General features: G+C 34.0%; 17 protein-coding genes. 8 read left to right on the top strand and 9 right to left on the bottom strand.

Translation table 11 applies throughout. From position 1 onward, the window contains the following. Window positions 1–109: 109 nt before the first annotated feature. From LNP27_RS07300 to LNP27_RS07330, 7 genes are all read right to left on the bottom strand, one after another. On the bottom strand, window positions 110–361 hold the full coding sequence (locus LNP27_RS07300; RefSeq protein WP_229943936.1) for a cytochrome C oxidase subunit IV family protein: 252 nt from the start codon (window positions 359–361) through the stop codon (window positions 110–112). A 3-nt stretch (window positions 362–364) separates the two neighbouring features. Beyond that, window positions 365–946, bottom strand: coding sequence for a cytochrome c oxidase subunit 3 (locus LNP27_RS07305; protein WP_229943937.1), 582 nt, complete (start codon window positions 944–946; stop codon window positions 365–367). Window positions 947–966: 20 nt separating this feature from the next. Continuing rightward, complete coding sequence (locus LNP27_RS07310) at window positions 967–1,932, bottom strand: DUF438 domain-containing protein (protein WP_229943938.1); 966 nt, start codon at window positions 1,930–1,932, stop codon at window positions 967–969. Window positions 1,933–1,939: 7 nt separating this feature from the next. Continuing rightward, complete coding sequence (locus LNP27_RS07315) at window positions 1,940–3,715, bottom strand: nitric oxide reductase activation protein NorD (RefSeq protein WP_229943939.1); 1,776 nt, start codon at window positions 3,713–3,715, stop codon at window positions 1,940–1,942. Window positions 3,716–3,917: 202 nt separating this feature from the next. Then, on the bottom strand, window positions 3,918–4,697 hold the full coding sequence (locus LNP27_RS07320; protein ID WP_229943940.1) for a CbbQ/NirQ/NorQ/GpvN family protein: 780 nt from the start codon (window positions 4,695–4,697) through the stop codon (window positions 3,918–3,920). 174 nt (window positions 4,698–4,871) lie between these two features. Then, window positions 4,872–6,221: a cbb3-type cytochrome c oxidase subunit I gene (locus LNP27_RS07325; RefSeq protein ID WP_229943941.1), complete on the bottom strand. Its 1,350-nt coding sequence runs from the start codon at window positions 6,219–6,221 to the stop codon at window positions 4,872–4,874. Between the two features lie 111 nt (window positions 6,222–6,332). Continuing rightward, the gene (locus tag LNP27_RS07330; protein ID WP_229943942.1) at window positions 6,333–6,767 is read right to left on the bottom strand and encodes a c-type cytochrome; all 435 of its coding nucleotides are present in this window, start codon (window positions 6,765–6,767) and stop codon (window positions 6,333–6,335) included. Between the two features lie 301 nt (window positions 6,768–7,068). On the opposite strand from LNP27_RS07330, the gene ric reads away from it, so the two are divergent. From ric to nadB, 8 genes are all read left to right on the top strand, one after another. Beyond that, window positions 7,069–7,800, top strand: coding sequence for an iron-sulfur cluster repair di-iron protein (ric, locus tag LNP27_RS07335; RefSeq protein ID WP_229943943.1), 732 nt, complete (start codon window positions 7,069–7,071; stop codon window positions 7,798–7,800). Window positions 7,801–7,946: 146 nt separating this feature from the next. Next, window positions 7,947–10,055 (top strand): ribonucleoside triphosphate reductase, encoded by a 2,109-nt coding sequence (locus tag LNP27_RS07340; RefSeq protein WP_229943944.1) that lies wholly within the window; start codon window positions 7,947–7,949, stop codon window positions 10,053–10,055. A gap of 61 nt (window positions 10,056–10,116) precedes the next feature. Further along, entirely contained in the window at window positions 10,117–10,281 is a 165-nt protein-coding gene (gene nrdD, locus LNP27_RS07345) for an anaerobic ribonucleoside-triphosphate reductase (protein ID WP_229943945.1), read from the top strand. Then, on the top strand, window positions 10,265–10,957 hold the full coding sequence (locus tag LNP27_RS07350) for an anaerobic ribonucleoside-triphosphate reductase activating protein (protein WP_229943947.1): 693 nt from the start codon (window positions 10,265–10,267) through the stop codon (window positions 10,955–10,957). Before nrdD ends, LNP27_RS07350 begins: the two co-directional genes overlap by 17 nt. A 208-nt stretch (window positions 10,958–11,165) precedes the next feature. Continuing rightward, window positions 11,166–11,633: a hemerythrin domain-containing protein gene (locus LNP27_RS07355; RefSeq protein WP_229943949.1), complete on the top strand. Its 468-nt coding sequence runs from the start codon at window positions 11,166–11,168 to the stop codon at window positions 11,631–11,633. Window positions 11,634–11,703: 70 nt separating this feature from the next. Then, entirely contained in the window at window positions 11,704–12,138 is a 435-nt protein-coding gene (locus LNP27_RS07360; protein ID WP_229943950.1) for an RrF2 family transcriptional regulator, read from the top strand. A gap of 222 nt (window positions 12,139–12,360) precedes the next feature. Continuing rightward, window positions 12,361–13,290 (top strand): quinolinate synthase NadA, encoded by a 930-nt coding sequence (gene nadA / locus LNP27_RS07365; protein WP_229943951.1) that lies wholly within the window; start codon window positions 12,361–12,363, stop codon window positions 13,288–13,290. After that, window positions 13,290–14,828 carry an L-aspartate oxidase gene (gene nadB / locus LNP27_RS07370; RefSeq protein ID WP_229943952.1) on the top strand — a complete coding sequence of 513 codons (1,539 nt, stop codon included), beginning with the start codon at window positions 13,290–13,292 and terminating at the stop codon, window positions 14,826–14,828. The genes nadA and nadB overlap by 1 nt, the downstream gene beginning before the upstream one ends. Before the next feature lie 97 nt (window positions 14,829–14,925). On the opposite strand, the gene LNP27_RS07375 is transcribed toward nadB, so the two are convergent. Together LNP27_RS07375 and LNP27_RS07380 are read right to left on the bottom strand one after the other, a co-directional pair. Continuing rightward, window positions 14,926–16,923, bottom strand: a complete 1,998-nt coding sequence (locus tag LNP27_RS07375; RefSeq protein WP_229943953.1) for a TonB-copper family protein — start codon at window positions 16,921–16,923, stop codon at window positions 14,926–14,928. Between the two features lie 68 nt (window positions 16,924–16,991). After that, complete coding sequence (locus tag LNP27_RS07380; RefSeq protein WP_229943954.1) at window positions 16,992–17,840, bottom strand: hypothetical protein; 849 nt, start codon at window positions 17,838–17,840, stop codon at window positions 16,992–16,994. Window positions 17,841–17,898 lie beyond the last annotated feature (58 nt).

Consider the following 17,898-nt stretch of genomic DNA (forward strand, 5'->3'; position numbering starts at 1 on the left):
AATTCGTTTCTCATAATAATTAGGTTTGAATTTATCTTGATTTATAATGTAAAAGTAGTGGAGGAATTTGTCTTTTATCATGACATTTGTCATGTTTTAATGTTTTTTTTTAAAGGTTAATTCTTAATAATACAACAGATAAAACGATCAATAATAGTACAAGAATTAAACTCATTTTCCAAAAGGAGTTCGCTTTTTTCAATTCCATAAATTGAAAAGAAACATATATAAATTTAAGAGCTGACAATCCCATAATTAAACCAATAACAATAGGTGAAAGCGTAACAAAGTTAGAAATTAAAGCGGTACATACCGTCAAAAAAATCAATAGTCCGTAGCTGAAAATTAGTGTGTTTTTCATTTTTTAGTATATTAAGTATAGAACTGGAAATAATAGAAGCCAAATTAAGTCACACATATGCCAGAAAGCAGCACAAGCTTCGACGTCTGTAACTTCTGTGTCAGAGTTTTTCTTCATCATACCTTTCTTTGTCCAGATTAATATAACTAAACCCATAATTACATGAATCAGATGAAATCCAGTCAGTAACCAATAAAAAGCAAAGAAAGTATTGGTTTCTAAAGTAATTCCAGATTCAATTTTATGGTAATATTCAACGCTTTTTAGAATTAAAAATAGTAGCCCGCCAAGCATTGTTAATTTAAAATATAAAGATGATTTTTTTAAGTTTTTCTCTTTAAATTCATGTACTGCGCTAGCCATGAAAAAGCCACTAGTCAAAAGAAAAATTGTATTTATAGCTCCAAAGGTACTATTAAGCTGCATGCGAGATTCATGAAATAAAGCTGGTTCTTCACTTCCGTAAATTGCAAAAGCGATCAGTGCCATCCCGAAGGTTATGAGCTCCAGAAATATTATAATCCACATTAGTATGCCTCCTGGAGGAAAATATAAATTCTTGTAATTTATTTTAAGTGTTTCCATTTTACTTTTTTTAATTTAGATTATTCCCAATCTAATAATCTTTTTTCCCCTTCAATTTTTTTGATATCCGTAATATCTTGTGACATTTCAATAACTCCTTTGTAGTTTTTATCATTATCTCTAACAGCAAAATAGCGGATGTAGATTAGTCTTTCTTTATAATTGATCCAAAAAGATGATTCACTTTTAGTTCCTTTTCTAAATTCATCTAAGATTTTAAGAACTGTTCCTACGCTTTTTGGCGGATGACAAAACTTTACTTCACGACCTATAATTCCAGCGCTTCTAGGAAAAACACGCTCTTCGCCACGGTTGTAAAAAATTACTTTGTCATTCTCATCAACATAAGTAAGATCTAATGGCATAGTTCTAAAAAGTAAATTCACTTGTTCCACGGTCATATGTCCTTCGTCATAATGCGAAGTGTTTTCTAAAGAAAAAGGTAATTCTCTCTGCGTGAAATCTTGGCTAGGATTTATATATTCTTGGTTTGGATAAGGAACGGGAGGCTGCGTAAGCATCCAGCCAATTTCTTCTTCGCCAGCACGCATTGTAATCCAATCATTCTCTTTTAGTAAATCGAGCGCATTGGGGAATAAAACCGTTTCTTCAATATGTAGTAAGCGATTGATACCATCGACTAAAAATGGAGTATTGGTGCTTATTTTTTCGGGATTATTAGTTTTTAGATAATAGCGAATCAGTCTAAACTGTTCTCTTAAATTATCATGAAAAGACCACATTCCTTGGGAAGGACCATTCCAACCTTTTTTTTCTAAGAATGGAAAAAGCTGATTTTCCTTTCGAGCAAATCGTTTTTCAATCGTATAAAGCTGATTGAATATATTGGTATATTTTTGTATTTCTGTGATGGGACTAGTTGTGGTTAACTCTGCTAAAAGAGTTCTAATAATCTCTTTTTCCTGAAAATACACCTGTATAGGATGACCTTCTGGAAGTGCTATGGTATTTGCAGTAGGATTCATTATATATTTATTTTTGATGTTTAATTTTTTCGTACAACTTAACCAGCGATTGTAATAATTCCACTGGAGTTGTCAGTATTTGATAGTGATTTTGACCAAACATTTGTGGTAAGTAATACTTAGCTTGGGCTTCAATTGCTAATGCGTAAGAGTTAATGTTTCTTCTATTCAATTCGCGAAGCGCTTGTTTTACGTCGTTAACACCATATTTACCTTCGTATTTGTCGTAATCATTAGGCTTTCCGTCCGAAATTAGAATAACCCATTTATTTTTAGTGTTTCTGGTATCAAGACGTGCACCTGCATGGCGCAAAGCAGCGCCAATTCGTGTATAACCGCTAGGTTCTATTGCGCCAATTTTATGCTTGGCACTATTCCAATTTTCGTCAAAATCTTTTACAGTTAAATATGTCGAGAAATTACGTGTTTTAGAGTAAAAGCTATCAATAGAAAAATCGATATTAAATTCGTTTAGGATTTCTCCAAAGAGAATAGAAACTTCTTTCTCTATATCAATGACACGATTCCCTGCGGCATAACCATCGCTTGACAAACTGATGTCTAGCAGAATTAATATGGATAAATCTTTGTCTTTTTTTCGGTTTGAAACATATATGTTTTCCGACGGTGTTCGTTTAGAATGAACATCAACATACAAATCTGTAATGGCATCAATATCAAATTCATCTCCTTGCAACTGGCGTTTTTGCTGTTGCATTCGATTATTGACATTGGTTAACATTTTACGCAAACCTATTAAAGTTGATGCGTTTTTTGCAATCGTTTTTTTGTAATAATTGCTATCTGTTTTCTGTTGTGATTTAGGATATACTTTACAGAAGTTCTCTTTGTAAATGCGTTTGCTAAAATCCCATTCGCTATAAGTAAGATGAAATCCTTTGGCATCTATTTCGGCACTTTCAGATATCGAAGTATTCTCCACAAAATCGGATTGATACACGGAATGTGCCGTATCATCAACACGAACCGTATATTTCATATTAAGTTCTTCCAATGCTTCTTGATGGTCTTCTAGTTCATCTGAACCATCAAAGTCGCGCCATGTTCCATTGAATTCTTCAGCAGTTTCCGCTTTTTCAAAATTGTGAAGCAACACATAATCCTCTTGTTGTTTTTTATCTAATTCAACAGTGATTACTTCCTCGACCGCATTTGATTTTAATGTGGTCAGTGGTTTGTTTTCGTTCGCTTTTTTAGTCAGGTCAGAGAAATTTTCTAGAACTGAGTCTGATTTCACCTCTTTATCATTCTGCATCCATTTACCATATATCCAAGAGAAATCAGCTTCTATCTTTTCAGTTGCTTTTGCTGCATAATGCTGTTTTAATTGCGTGTGAAATTTTTTATCAATAGAAAATTCGTCAAATAAAATAGCTAGAATTTCTTCTGCAGTTTCAAGTGCTTTTTGTTGTGATAATTCAAGAGGTGGTTCTTTTTCCGCTGAAGTCCAGTTCAAATTCAATCGCTGTTGAACACTTAAGTATAAAATTCTGAAGAGGTAAAAAGTGAGGTTTTCTTCTTTCGATGGTAATTCTGCATAAGAAATTGGAAGGAAAAAGTTATTGTTTTTATAACCTCCTTCACGTTCCGCGGGAAAAATTTCAATTGGATTTCCAGTCAAGGCTCTAGCAAGAATAGTCAATCTGGGCTTTATAGCATTCAGGGTGACTGTTCTGGCAAGAATTTCGGGACGTACTTTTTTACTTTTCTTTAAGTGTTTAAAGAACTTCCCAACTATGTATTCATCTATTTCGAATCCCATTTTTTTAGTATTCAGTGTTCAGTATTCAGTGTTCAGTGTTCAGTGTTCAGTGTTCAGTGTTCAGTGTTCAGTATTCAGTATTCAATGTTCAGTGCTCAGTATTCAGTTTTCAGTGCGCAGTAGCTATTGATTTGCATTCAGTTTAAATTTCTATTTCACTGCGTTCAACTGAACACTATAAACTGTTAACTGAACACTACTTTTATATCATCAAATCACACAAATCTTTCAATGCTTGCACGGTTTGTAAATCATCTGATAATGGTTCAACTACGGCTGCGTGAACAGACAATCTTTTTGGAAGTCCACTATGAATAATTTTTGCAGCATCGATTAAAAGTCTTGTTGAAACGGTTTCAGTCAAACCTAATTCAGTTAAATTTCTTATTTTATTACCAATGGCTACCAGTTTCTTAGCTGTATCAGCATCGATTTTTGTTTCGTTAACTAAGATTTCTATTTCAATTTTTGGCTCCGGATATTCAAATGATACCGCAATGAAACGTTGGCGTGTAGAAGGTTTTAGCTCTTTAAAACCACGTTGGTATCCTGGATTAAAAGACGCGACTAACATAAAATCTTCATGCGCTTTTACGGTTTCGCCTAGTTTGTCTATAAATAATTCTCGCCTGTGATCCGTAAGAGAGTGAATGGCTACGATTACATCTGGACGTGCTTCAGCAACTTCATCTAGATATATGATTGCTCCTTCTTTTACGGCAGTGGTTAAGGGACCATCAAGCCAAACAGTTTCTGCTCCTTTGATAATAAATCGTCCAATTAAATCTGTTGAAGAAGTTTCTTCATGGCAGCTAATGGTGATAATTTTCTTATCTAATTGATGTGCCATAAATTCTACGAAACGAGACTTCCCTGTTCCTGTAGGTCCTTTTAGTAAAAATGGAATTTTGTTCTGAAAAGCGTGGTTAAAGACATCTATTTCTTTACCAACGGCGTGATAATAAGGTGTTTTTTCTAACATTTTATTTTTATTTTTTAAAAAAAATCCAGAACACAATAACAGTTGTTTTTTCGGAAATGCAATTCTAAAAAACGGTAGTTAAAGCATTCTGGAAATTTTATATTCAGCGTTTAATTGCAGCGTATGTATTTGAGAATCAAATGACGCTATTTTCTAATTCTGATTTATTGATCGCTATTCGTTACTTTCATTATCAGCTAGTAGCGCTTCATCTGAAGGCAATCCGTATTTAACGAAATCATAGATAAATAGACCAATTCCTGTAGCGAACATTGTCGCACAAATAAGCAGCACTACAAAGTGAATACTGATTTCGTTTTGTACATCCATGAAATCCATTTTCATCTTACGTTCCATATAAACTTGTGCTACTCCTGCAACACCAAAGGCTACAGTCATTCCTAGCATTCCTATATTAGACAGCCAGAAAGCAGCCATTCCTTGTGTGCTTTCATAACGTTTACGTCCTGTCAAGTTAGGTAGCGCATAGCTTATAATTGCTAAAACAATCATTGCATAAGCGCCCCAGAAAGCGTAGTGACCGTGCATTGCTGTAACTAAAGTACCGTGTGTGTACAAGTTTGTTTGTGGTAAAGTATGTGCGAAACCTAGTAATCCAGCACCTACGAATGATACAATAGCAGAACCAATAGTCCAGAACAATGCAATTTTGTTTGGATGACTTTTTTCACCTTTTCTATACATGTTCACAGCAAATAATGCCATGGCTAAGAAAGCTAAAGGTTCTAGTGCTGAGAAAATTCCACCAACAACTAACCAAATTTTATTTACACCAATATAATAGTAGTGATGCCCAGTACCTAAAACTCCTGAAAGGAAAGTAAGACCAACGATTACGTACAACCATTTTTCGATTACCTCTCTATCCACACCTGTTAATTTGATTAATAAGAATGAAAGGATACCTCCCATAATTAATTCCCAAACACCTTCAACCCATAGGTGAACAACCCACCAACGGAAGAATGAATCCATTACTTGGCTGTCAAACCAGATCATTCCAGGTATATAAAGCAGTGCAGCAAAGAACAATCCCATGGTAAGAATTAATGCAGTTGTTGTTTGTCGTTTTCCTTTATATAAAGTTCCTAGAATTAAACCTAAGAAAAGCAATACATTGACAACAACTAGATAATCTAATTCCCTTGGGATTTCAAGGAATTTTCTACCTTCCCAATGATTAAAGTGAAAACCTACTATGGCAACAACACCCACAATAGCTAAGGAAATCAATTGGACATATGCCCATTTTACGCTTATTAATTCAGTTTGTGCTTCTTCGGGGATAATGTAGTAAGCGGCTCCCATAAAGCCAGTTAATAGCCAAACAACTAGGAGATTGGTGTGTACAGCTCTTGCTGTGTTAAAAGGAATGATTTGATGTAGGCCTTGGATTCCTATACGGTCAAAGCCCATAATGAAGCCGTAGACGATTTGCAGCGAGAACAAAAGCATGCACAAGGCAAAAAACCAATAGGCTACTTTTTGTGATTTATATTTCATTTTTGTAAATTTTATTTGTTAGCGGTCAAAAATGGTATCGCCTTTTTTTTAATTGTGTTTGTTTGCAACAAACTTTTTGTTAGTGGCGGGTTCATTTTTGTTTATTTTAAATTATTCTTGATCTTTTGCTAATGGGGAAACTATTCTGTCAAAGCCATTTAAGTCAATTTTACTAATCCACTCGAAATAAGCAACCATTGCATTTGCATCAGCTTCGCTCATTTTGTAAGCAACCATTTTTCTTCCTTTTGGAGCCCATGGTACTGGAGACATCAAAACAGCTTTTACATACCCTTCGCCTCGGCGTTCTAGTACTTTAGTAAGTTCTGGTGCATAATAGCCACCTTCACCCATAATACTATGGCAACCCATACAATTGTTTTCTTCCCAAATTTCTTTTCCTCGTACTACTTCTTTAGTAATCTTGCCGTAGTTTGTTTGATCGTTTCGGGGCATGAACGAATAAATGGTCAATCCTATAAAGATTAAAAAGGTGACCAGCGTTCCTCCCAAAAAAAATGCTCTTGCTTGTGATTTTGAAAGCATAATTATCAGTTTTTGTTAGTTAATAAAAAATTGTTATTTAGATAGAGGACAAAATTGTCTTTTATTTATCTTCTGCAAATTAATAACTTAAAATAAAGTTAAAACATGATAAAAATCATTTTTTATAATTCTTTTGAAAAAAATATTTATTTATAAAATAGGGAATAAAATGATTCGTAAAGTGTTGGTAGCTATATTTTTATCAAAATAAAATTGTTTGTAATTTAATTACGGATAAATTTGTCCTTTATTCAAAATAGTACTAGATTTGTAAAAATATTTCAAAATAAAAATTACAATTATGGAAACTTTAGAAAAAACAACAATCGGAGAATATGTAGCAAAAGATTTTAGAACGGCAGCCGTTTTCTCAAAATACGGTATTGACTTTTGTTGCAAAGGAAACAGGACTATCGAAGAAGCTTGTGATAAAAAAAACATTGATACTACTGTTTTACAAGAAGAATTAGAAACTGTTTTAACTACTAAGGATGATAGCGGAATTGATTTTAAATCATGGCCATTGGATTTGTTAGCCGATTATATCGAGAAAACACACCACCGTTATGTAGAGGAGAAAACACAAATTTTACTTCCGTTTTTAGACAAACTTTGCAAAGTACACGGAGCAAGTCATCCTGAATTATTCGAAATAAATGAACTTTTTGTAGGCTGCGCAGGTGAATTAGCACAGCACATGAAAAAAGAGGAGTTGATGTTATTCCCTTTTATCAAAAAAATGGCAAAGGCAAGTCTTACCGATGAACTTATTGCAGCACCACATTTTGGAACTGTCAAAAATCCAATTGCGATGATGATGGCTGAACACGAAGCTGAAGGAGATCGTTTTGTGAAAATAGCTGAACTAACGAATAACTATACGCCTCCAGCAGATGGTTGTAGTACATATCGTGTAACATTTGCAATGCTATCTGATTTTGAACAGGATTTGCACAAACACATTCACTTAGAAAACAATATTCTATTCCCCGCTGCAGCACTTTTAGAACAAAAATTCGCTGGACAAGAATAAATTATAAGCTACGAAGGCGCAAAGTCACAAAAAGGCATTTAAACTTTTTTATTTTTTAGAAGTAAACTAAAAATGGAATAGGTGAAATTTTTGTGCATTTGCGTCTTTATGGTAAAAAATAACTAACCAAAAACCAATCAAATGCTATGGAGAAATACGTTATCAAAAGAAACGGAGAATACAAACCGTTTGAACCTTTTAAAATAAAAGATGCTATTGAAAAAAGTTTTCAAAGTGTTTCCATAGCAATTGACGATACCATTTTTGAAAATGTAATACTAGGACTAGCGACTAAAGAAACTTGGTCTGTTGAAGAAATTCAGGATTTAATCGAGCAAATACTTTTTGACAAAAAATATTTTGAAGTCATGCGTTCTTTTATGTTGTTTAGACATACTCGCAAGTTGCAACGAGAGCATTTACATGGCCTAAACGAAGACACTACTTACGTAGATAGCACGCAAACAATCGAGGAATACATCAGCCAAACGGATTGGCGCATCAACGCAAATGCAAATACGTCGTACTCGAATGCGGGTTTAATCAATAATGTGGCAGGGAAAGTAATTGCTAATTATTGGTTAGATAAAGTTTATACTAAAGAGGAAGGTTATGCACATCGCAACGGTGATATTCATATTCATGATTTAGATTGTTTAACGGGATATTGTGCCGGCTGGAGTTTACGCGTTTTACTAAACGAAGGTTTTAATGGTGTTCGTGGTCGTGTGGAAAGCAAAGCACCATCACATTTCAGAGAAGCGTTAGGACAAATGGCCAATTTTCTTGGGATTTTGCAAAGCGAATGGGCGGGAGCACAAGCATTTAGTTCATTTGACACCTACTTAGCGCCCTATGTTTTCAAAGATAATTTGGATTTTACCGAAGTTTTAAAAGCCGTTCGTAGCTTTGTCTATAATTTGAATGTTCCCGCGCGTTGGGGACAATCTCCTTTTACGAACATCACCTTAGATTGGGTGGTTCCTGACGATTTAAAAATTCAAATTCCAACCAAAAACGATTTGCATTTTTTCGCAAATAATAACGACGAAACTATTTTGGCTAGAGCCAAAGAACGAGGTGTTACGAAATTGACGGATTTGCGTTACGAGCATTTTCAGGAAGAAATGAACCTCATTAACAAAGCGTATTATACCGTAATGACTGAAGGTGATGCTAACGGCCAACCATTTACGTTCCCCATTCCAACCGTAAATATCACAGAGGAATTTGATTGGGACGGAGAAAATACTGATTTGCTTTTTGAAAATACCGCAAAAATAGGGTCATCTTACTTCCAGAATTTCATTGGTAGCCAATACAACTTAGATGAAAATGGTAATAAAGTGGAAAATCCAAATGCGTACAAACCCAATGCGGTTCGTAGTATGTGCTGCCGTTTACAATTAGATCTGCGTGAATTGCTGAAACGTGGAAACGGTCTCTTTGGAAGTGCTGAAATGACGGGAAGTATTGGTGTAGTTACTATTAACATGGCACGTTTGGGTTATTTATTTAAAGGTAATGAAGGAGAATTATACCAACAATTAGATCGATTACTGTATATTTCTAAATCTACTTTAGAGAAAAAAAGAGTTTTCATTCAAGAAATGTATGATCGAGGATTATACCCGTACACAAAAAGATATTTGCAACATTTCAGAAATCATTTTTCGACCATTGGTGTAAACGGAATGAACGAAATGATTTTAAATTTTTCGGAGAATAAAGATACCATTACCTCTGCTTCTGGAATTGAATTTGCTTCTGAAATTCTAGAGCACATCAGGGATCGTATGAAAGAATTTCAAGAGGAAACTGGAAATCTATACAATCTGGAAGCCACGCCCGCAGAAGGAACAACGTATCGTTTTGCTAAAGAAGACAAAAAACGTTTTCCAAATATTTTGCAAGCCGGACAGGAAGAGAATATATATTATACTAATAGTTCTCAAATTCCCGTAAATCATACTGAAGATCCGTTTGAAGCCTTGTATTTGCAGGATGAATTACAATGCAAATATACTGGTGGAACTGTTTTGCACTTATATATGAGTGAAAAAATCAGCTCTCCCGAAGCTTGTAAGCAGTTTGTTAAGAAGGTTTTGTCGAACTTCAAATTGCCGTACATTACCGTAACTCCAGTGTTTAGCGTATGTCCAGTTCATGGATATTTAACTGGAGAACATGAATACTGCCCTAAATGTGATGAGGTATTGATAGAAAATGAGAAACTTTTGCTCCAAGCGGAATAATTTGAAAAGTAATTTTTAAACTAAATAAACGTATACGATAAACCATAAAACCAAAATAAACATGAAAACAACCACCAATCCAATTTTAGAACAAAACCAACATTTAAGAACTAAATGCTTAGTGTACACCAGAGTAATGGGGTATCATAGACCTGTAGAAAGTTTTAATATTGGAAAAAAAGGAGAGCACAAACAACGAACTCACTTCCATGAAGGGAAATGTTAGTTGTCCTATTTACAGCATAACGCCATTTACGCTGTTAGATTATGCGCATAAATCAGCTTGCATTCTTTGGTTTGCAGGCTGTAATATGCGTTGTTTGTATTGTTACAACCCAGAAATCGTACTTGGGAAAGGCAAAATTTCTTTCGAAAAAACACTTGTTTTTCTTAATTCTCGAAAAAACTTATTAGATGCTGTGGTTTTTAGTGGAGGCGAATGCTTGTTGCATAAAAATATTCTTGAACTTATTGCCGAAGTCAAAAAAATGGGTTTCTTAGTCAAAATTGATACGAATGGCTCAAAACCAGCTGTTTTGCAGGAATTGATTACCAAAAAACTAATTGATTATGTAGCACTTGATTTTAAAGCGATGCCTGCTCATTTTGAAAAAATAACACAGTCTAATTTTTTTCTTCCTTTTCAAAAATCAGTTAGAATGCTAATTGAAAGTGGTCTTTCGTTTGAAGTTCGAACTACCATACACTCTGATTTAATTGATGGCAATCAACTGCGACAAATGATTCACTATTTAGAAAAACAGAATTATTTAGGCAATTATTATATTCAACATTTTATGAATGGAGCTAACACATTAGAGCCACTTGGATATTCAACCAAAGAAATCGAACGAGAAAATTTTTCTACATCAAATATTAAAGTACACTTTAGAGGTAAATAGGATGAAAATGTCTTTTTGAAAGCGTATCTTTGAACTTGTATTAAAATTTTATGTGAGCCATCATTTATTGATAACTTCTGTCAAAACGTAAAATAATCCTGATCAGTCGTGGGCAATGGTTTTTCACATAAGATCCATTTGCGTAAATTAGTGTTTTGTACTGAATATAGGTCTATATCCGTTTTTGAGAGATTTAAATATTTAGAATATGATTTCAAATAGACCTTTAAAAAGAGTTCTAGAGTTACAACCATTAAGTCACGATCATCACCATGGTTTGCAATTATGTTGGAAAATAAGAACTGGTTTTTCTAAACAAGTTGAAGTGGAACGGATAAAGAACTATGCGGATTGGTTTTTTACAAACCATTTGGTTCCTCATTTTGAACTCGAAGAAAAATATATTTTCACCATTTTAGATCAGAAAAATGAATTTGTAAAACAAGCATTAACAGATCACAGACGTTTGAAAAGATTATTTAGCGAAACTACTAATTTAGAGAAATCATTAGGCCTTATTGAGGAAGAGCTAGAAAAACACATTCGTTTTGAGGAACGTATTCTTTTTCCAGAAGTTCAAAAAGAAGCTACTTCGGAACAATTAGCTGAAATTGCAAAAATTCATAATCACGAACTTTTTGTTGAAAATAATGAGGACACTTTCTGGCTGTCTTAAAAGTTAAATTTTATAAAACAGCTAATTTTCATAATAGGAACTACGTTTATTCATCTATAAACAATCAATTATGTTTTCTAAAACCTGTGAATACGGGATTCGAGCAACTATTTTTATAGCCTCGCAATCGTATCAAAATAATAGAGTAGGATTAAAGGATATTGCCAAGAAAATTGATTCTCCGGAGGCTTTTACAGCGAAAATTCTGCAGATTTTATCAAAAAGTTCGATCATCAATTCCGTAAAAGGAGTAGGAGGCGGATTTGAAATTTCAAAACTGGCAATGAAAGAAATAACTCTGGCTCAAATTGTAACTGCTTTAGATGGAGATCGTGTGTTTACAGGATGCGGTTTAGGATTAGATAGCTGTTCTGAAGATCATCCGTGTCCGGTTCATGATAAATTTAAAGCCATTAGAAACGAATTGGCATTTATGTTAGAAAACACTAATTTAGAAGAGTTAGCTTTGGGAATCAAATCAGGTGAAACTTTTTTGAGGTATTAATATTGCATGCGAATAATACTATTGTACGGTAAAGTTTTGGAAAATTATAGCTACTTGTATGATTATCTACAATTGGCTTTAACATTTAAAAATAATGATTGGGATATTTTTCAATATGCACACTTCCATTCTAACAGCACAAGATACCTTTACAGTAATCATTAAATTATTGTAAAGGTATTTATAAATTATAACGAATTATAGAACAAAAAATAGAACGAAATGAATACTCTTAAAGAAAAAATACTAGCATTAAAAAAAGAAAAAAATGCTGTTATTTTAGCCCATTATTATCAAGAAGCTGCTATTCAGGATGTAGCGGATTATGTGGGCGATAGTTTAGGTTTGTCACAAGAAGCGATGAATGTAAATGCTGACATTATTGTATTTGCAGGCGTACATTTTATGGCTGAAACCGCCAAAATATTGAACCCGACTAAAAAAGTAATTCTTCCCGATTTAAAAGCAGGTTGTTCCCTAGCAGAGTCTTGTCCACCGGATTTATTTGGAGAATTTACTGCTGCACATCCAGACCATATTGTTATTACTTACGTCAATTGTTCTGCTGAGGTAAAAGCGTTGAGTGATATTGTTTGTACTTCATCAAATGCTGTCAAAATTGTACAATCAATTCCAAAAGATACGCCTATTATTTTTGCGCCAGATAAGAATCTAGGAAAATACATCATTAGCGAAACGGGTCGAGACATGTTACTTTGGGATGGTTCCTGTGTGGTTCACGAAGCCTTTTCCTTAGATAAATTAATTGAAGTGCATAAATTACATCCTGATGCTACCATTATTGCTCATCCAGAATCAGAAACACATATTCTTGAAACAGCAAGTTATATTGGTTCCACCGCAGGAATGATTGATTATGTGAAAACAAATTCAAATGCTAAATTTATCGTTGCTACTGAAGCCGGAATTCTGCATAAAATGCAACAAGAAGTACCTCATAAAATATTGATTCCAGCTCCGGCTAAGGACGATAATACTTGTGCTTGCAGCGAATGTGGTTATATGAAAATGAATACACTTCAAAAATTATATGATTGTTTGCTCAATGAAACTCCAGAAATAGATGTTCCAGAAAACATCAGAAAAAAAGCTTTACTTCCTATTGAACGCATGCTCGAATTATCTAAATAATGATTAGAACTAATTACCTAATTATAGGTTCAGGGGTTGCTGGATTGACTTTTGCCATCAAAATTGCAGATCGTTTTCCGGATAAAATTGTGACGATTGTGACTAAGTCAAATGCGGATGAATCCAATACCAAGTACGCACAAGGCGGAATAGCCATCGTTACTGATGAAACGCAAGATTCCTATCAAAAACACATTGATGACACCCTAATTTGCGGTGACGGTTTATGTGATGAGGAGGTGGTTAAATTGGTGGTAACCGAAGGTCCAAAACGTTTAAAAGAATTGATTGATTGGGGAGCGAAATTTGATACCACGCCCAAAGGAAATTTTGATTTAGGTAAAGAAGGAGGACATTCTGAAAATAGAGTAGTGCATCATAAAGACCAAACGGGTTATGAAATTGAGCGTGCTATTTTAGAACAAGTACATCAAAAAAAGAATATCACCGTGTTAGACCATCATTTTGCATTGGATCTAATTACAGAAAATAATCATTGTGTTGGAGCTTATGTTTTAAATCAGAAAACGAATGAAATTATTACATTTCAATCTGATTATACGTTGCTTGCCACCGGCGGTATTGGACATATTTACGGACACACAACTAACCCCGTTATAGCAACAGGAGATGGAATTGCCATTGCTTATCGTGCAAATGCTACTATAACAGATATGGAGTTTATCCAGTTTCATCCAACAGCATTATACGAAGATTCTATTGGTTCAAAGTTCTTAATTTCTGAAGCAGTTCGCGGGTTCGGTGCTTATTTGCGTACTAAAAGTGGACATAGATTTATGCCTGATTATGACCCAAGAGCTGAATTAGCATCTCGCGATATCGTATCTCAAAGTATCGATTTAGAACTTAAAAAATCAGGTGATGAATTTGTATATCTGGATTGCACTCATTTAGATGTAGTAGCTTTTGTCAAACATTTTCCTATGATTTATGACCGTTGCATGAAAAACGGAATTGATATCTTTAAAGATTGGATTCCAGTAATTCCGGCACAGCATTATCTTTGTGGTGGAATAGTAGTGGATATAAACGGAAAAACAGATATAATAAACTTATTTGCTTGTGGTGAATGTTCTCGTACGGGATTGCACGGGGCAAATCGCTTAGCCTCTAATTCCTTATTGGAAGCATTAGTCTTTTCAGATAAAATATATAATTATTTAGCCGAAGTTACTGTTGAAAATAACAGTGAGAATAATTTAATTCCCGAATGGCAATCCGAAATGAAACCTAGTTTAGAACTAAATTATTGTACTGAAATTAAGTCTAAATTTCAGCTTTTGATGCGTCAAAATGCTGGAATTGTGCGTTCTGACGCTGATTTGCTTGCAGCAAAATCGCAATTAATGATATGGCAGCAAGAACTAAAAGAAACCTGTAAAAACTATCATATCAGCACGGAATTATTCGAATTGTATAATATGATCACTGTTGGAAACTTAATCGTACAACAATCCATCGAACGAAAAGAAAATCGAGGTGGTTTTGTGAAATTTGATACCAGTTGTAAGTATTAAAATACTTTAAAGTCCGGCTTTAGGACAAAAAAAATTGCACAAAATTCCAGTTTTAATTTGTGGAAATTTGTGCAATTTGCGTTTAAAAATGAACTTATTAATAAGTAAAAGTTAGGTTCAAAAAAAAGTTTCTTCCTTGTCTAGGAATGTTGTTCCAGTCTGAAAACGTGGAATAATACCTGTCCAAAATATTTTCTATTCCCGCTCTCACATTCAATTTGCTTCCGTCAATTGTAAATAAATAGCTTGTAGCTAGGTTTACAATAGCATAATCTGGCGTTCTGTCTTCGCCATAAAAAGGACTATATTGTGTTTGCGTTGCATTTCCTTGCACCATAATTTCAGATGAAAACTGGTTCATTTTGTAATTTAAAGCGGCAGAATAACGCAGCGGACTGATGAATGGTAAATTTTTATCCTCAAAGTCTTTTCCGTAATTGTACACTAATTGTCCTTTTGTTTTAAAATGATCACTAATTTGGTATTCAACATTCAAATCAGTGTTAAAAATAGTAGCATAATTTAATGCAGTATAAATTTTCACACCACTAGCGCCTATGGTCATTGGAATAAGAGTTGCGTCTGGTTTTCCAATAATATAATTCGAAATATGAAAATAAGAAGAGGTTACTTTTGCCGAGAATTTTTTTGTGGCGTAACCTAAAGAAGTATTTACTTCCACTGAACTTTCATTTTTTAATCCTGGATTTCCAATGTAATCATAGCGATCAAAACTATTGAATAAATAGAAACCGTATCCTTCAGAAACTGATGGAGAGCGCTCGCCGTAAGCCAATCCAAAACCATATTCAAAACCATTTTTGTTATAGGAATAATTAGAGGAAATGCTTTTTAAAATCCGGATTTTGCTTGCACTCATATTAGGATAAAAAATCTGTAAACTTTCTAAACCTAATTCATCAGCCACTTTATTGAAATGGTTTGCTAAGCTTCCTGAAAATTTCAAACTGGAAGTAGAATTCAGTGCGATGTTGTCTTCTAAAAATAAGCTTCCGTAAAAAGTTCTTACATCGGGCCAAGTAAACATAAACATCAAATTTTCGTTTGGATCAGTTGGATACATTGTCATTTCGGCAATAGAACGATTGTAAAATGAGTTTAAATCGGCTGTGAAGTGATGGTTTTCAAAAACTCCTTTTGCTTTTGAATAAAAGCCATACGTATCACTCCAACCTGGCATATCCATGTGAATAGGTACAAATGGTCGTTTCGTATCATCCATTCTGTGCGTAATAGTGTTGTAATATAGTTTAGATTCCCAATTTTCTATTTTCGAAGATTTTGGCGTATACTCAAATTTTAATGAAGTGATTAAGGCTTCCGCCAAAGAAACATCCATAGGTAGCGCTGGATAACCAACATTAGTAGCTTTATCATAGATAAGCGACCCTTCTATGAGTTTGTTTTTACCGATTAAAAATCCAGAAGTGGTAGAAACATTGAATTTTCTAAATTGTGAAAACAAAACTTCCTGATTGTTCCCAGCCGTATAGTTGTCGGCATCACGGTACATAAAATCGGTATCAACATAGAATGAATTTTCGACATAATTAATCGCAGTCCCAAAAATTTTTTGGTTGCTATTGGTTTCATAACCTGCATTTATACTTGCTTCCCAGCCTAAGTCACTAAAATTGCTTCGGTTTCTTTTTAAATCAATCGCACCACCAATCGTAGCGCCATGACAAGCACCTTGTTGACCTGATTTTATGCTTGCTTCAGATAAATTAGAAACTTCAACATAAGAAGTTATGGGATCCATTTTGTCAGTACAAGCACCAAAAATACGCATACCGTCAATGGTGATTAAAGTGCGTTCCGTTGCCATACTATTGATGATTGGCTCCCAAGCATAACCGCCTCTTTTGATCATTTCAATTTTTCCAGACTGTTGTAAATATTCGTCAATAGTGGCTAAAGCTTTAGATTGTTTTTGGCTCAAATGAGCTTTTTTATTAATTACAATAACTTCGGTAAGGCTTTTAGGAACAATGGTATCTTTAGTCTGTACTTGGGCTGAAAGTGATATAGAAGCAATAAATTGTAATGCTAAAATAAAGACTATCTTTTTCATAATGAAAAGGTTAATGAAAAGGCCAAAAAAATATTTTTGACCTTTTTGATTTTAGAAAATAAATAGGTTTAGAATTCTACTTCAAAGTAAATACTACTTGCAGGAACTGTTTCTGATAGTGCTTCTCCTTTTAAAACTTCGTTGTTAGCATTCAAAAGTTGTAAGTTGATTTTCCAATAACCAGTCATCGTTAAAGATAATTTTCCGCGGTATAATTTATCTGAAACAGATTGTGTTAAATCAACATTATTAGGCGATCCGTGGTTTCCCATACTTGGCATTCTTGGATCTATTTTTACTTTAAAGCCATCAACAACAGGGAACATCATCATAGATGACATTTTGTAAACACCAACAGTTATATCATTAGTAGCTACTTTTGGAGTTGTTGGCTCAATAAGTGCCAAAAGATATTTAGTTCCGTCAGTTCCAGTAAAAGAACTTACTCTTTGTTTAGCAGACGCAGGAACACTAATTTGTTTATTTGCTGTATAGGCAATATCGTTAATAGTGTAATTTACAGTAAGAGTCCAATGTTCCAATGTGTTTTCAGGCATTTGAAAAACAATGTAACCGTTATATAAAGTTTCTTTCTCAGTAGTTTTAGTAATAGCAGAATATGGACAACCATGTGCCATTGTGGTCATTTGCATTAATGGTACCCAAGTTATAGTTGCTTCTTTTTCGTAAGTGTTAGTTGTTTTGTTTTTAATTCTTAAAGAAATTAAGTTGTGACCTTGTTGTAGAGTACCAGTGGCAGAGTAAAGCTCTACAATGTGCGTGTCGTTTGTAAGCTCTTGAATTTTATTCAGTCCTTCTAATTCATTTGTCACAATTGGTGCATCATCGTTAGAGCAAGAAGAAAAAGTGAATGCGATAATCAATAGGATTACTATATTTTGTAATTGAAATTTCATTTTATTTTTATTTAAGTTTATGAGGAATCGGTTTGAGAAGAATATATCTTTCAAACAT

It is taken from the genome of Flavobacterium galactosidilyticum (assembly GCF_020911945.1).
GTDB classification, from domain to species: domain Bacteria; phylum Bacteroidota; class Bacteroidia; order Flavobacteriales; family Flavobacteriaceae; genus Flavobacterium; species Flavobacterium galactosidilyticum.

Bases quoted from the DNA above. Each gene is read 5' to 3' on its own strand.
- LNP27_RS07300 (WP_229943936.1), bottom strand. From the start codon at position 361: ATGAAAAACACACTAATTTTCAGCTACGGACTATTGATTTTTTTGACG.
- LNP27_RS07305 (WP_229943937.1), bottom strand. From the start codon at position 946: ATGGAAACACTTAAAATAAATTACAAGAATTTATATTTTCCTCCAGGA.
- LNP27_RS07310 (WP_229943938.1), bottom strand. From the start codon at position 1,932: ATGAATCCTACTGCAAATACCATAGCACTTCCAGAAGGTCATCCTATA.
- LNP27_RS07315 (WP_229943939.1), bottom strand. From the start codon at position 3,715: ATGGGATTCGAAATAGATGAATACATAGTTGGGAAGTTCTTTAAACAC.
- LNP27_RS07320 (WP_229943940.1), bottom strand. From the start codon at position 4,697: ATGTTAGAAAAAACACCTTATTATCACGCCGTTGGTAAAGAAATAGAT.
- LNP27_RS07325 (WP_229943941.1), bottom strand. From the start codon at position 6,221: ATGAAATATAAATCACAAAAAGTAGCCTATTGGTTTTTTGCCTTGTGC.
- LNP27_RS07330 (WP_229943942.1), bottom strand. From the start codon at position 6,767: ATGCTTTCAAAATCACAAGCAAGAGCATTTTTTTTGGGAGGAACGCTG.
- ric (WP_229943943.1), top strand. From the start codon at position 7,069: ATGGAAACTTTAGAAAAAACAACAATCGGAGAATATGTAGCAAAAGAT.
- LNP27_RS07340 (WP_229943944.1), top strand. From the start codon at position 7,947: ATGGAGAAATACGTTATCAAAAGAAACGGAGAATACAAACCGTTTGAA.
- nrdD (WP_229943945.1), top strand. From the start codon at position 10,117: ATGAAAACAACCACCAATCCAATTTTAGAACAAAACCAACATTTAAGA.
- LNP27_RS07350 (WP_229943947.1), top strand. From the start codon at position 10,265: ATGAAGGGAAATGTTAGTTGTCCTATTTACAGCATAACGCCATTTACG.
- LNP27_RS07355 (WP_229943949.1), top strand. From the start codon at position 11,166: ATGATTTCAAATAGACCTTTAAAAAGAGTTCTAGAGTTACAACCATTA.
- LNP27_RS07360 (WP_229943950.1), top strand. From the start codon at position 11,704: ATGTTTTCTAAAACCTGTGAATACGGGATTCGAGCAACTATTTTTATA.
- nadA (WP_229943951.1), top strand. From the start codon at position 12,361: ATGAATACTCTTAAAGAAAAAATACTAGCATTAAAAAAAGAAAAAAAT.
- nadB (WP_229943952.1), top strand. From the start codon at position 13,290: ATGATTAGAACTAATTACCTAATTATAGGTTCAGGGGTTGCTGGATTG.
- LNP27_RS07375 (WP_229943953.1), bottom strand. From the start codon at position 16,923: ATGAAAAAGATAGTCTTTATTTTAGCATTACAATTTATTGCTTCTATA.
- LNP27_RS07380 (WP_229943954.1), bottom strand. From the start codon at position 17,840: ATGAAATTTCAATTACAAAATATAGTAATCCTATTGATTATCGCATTC.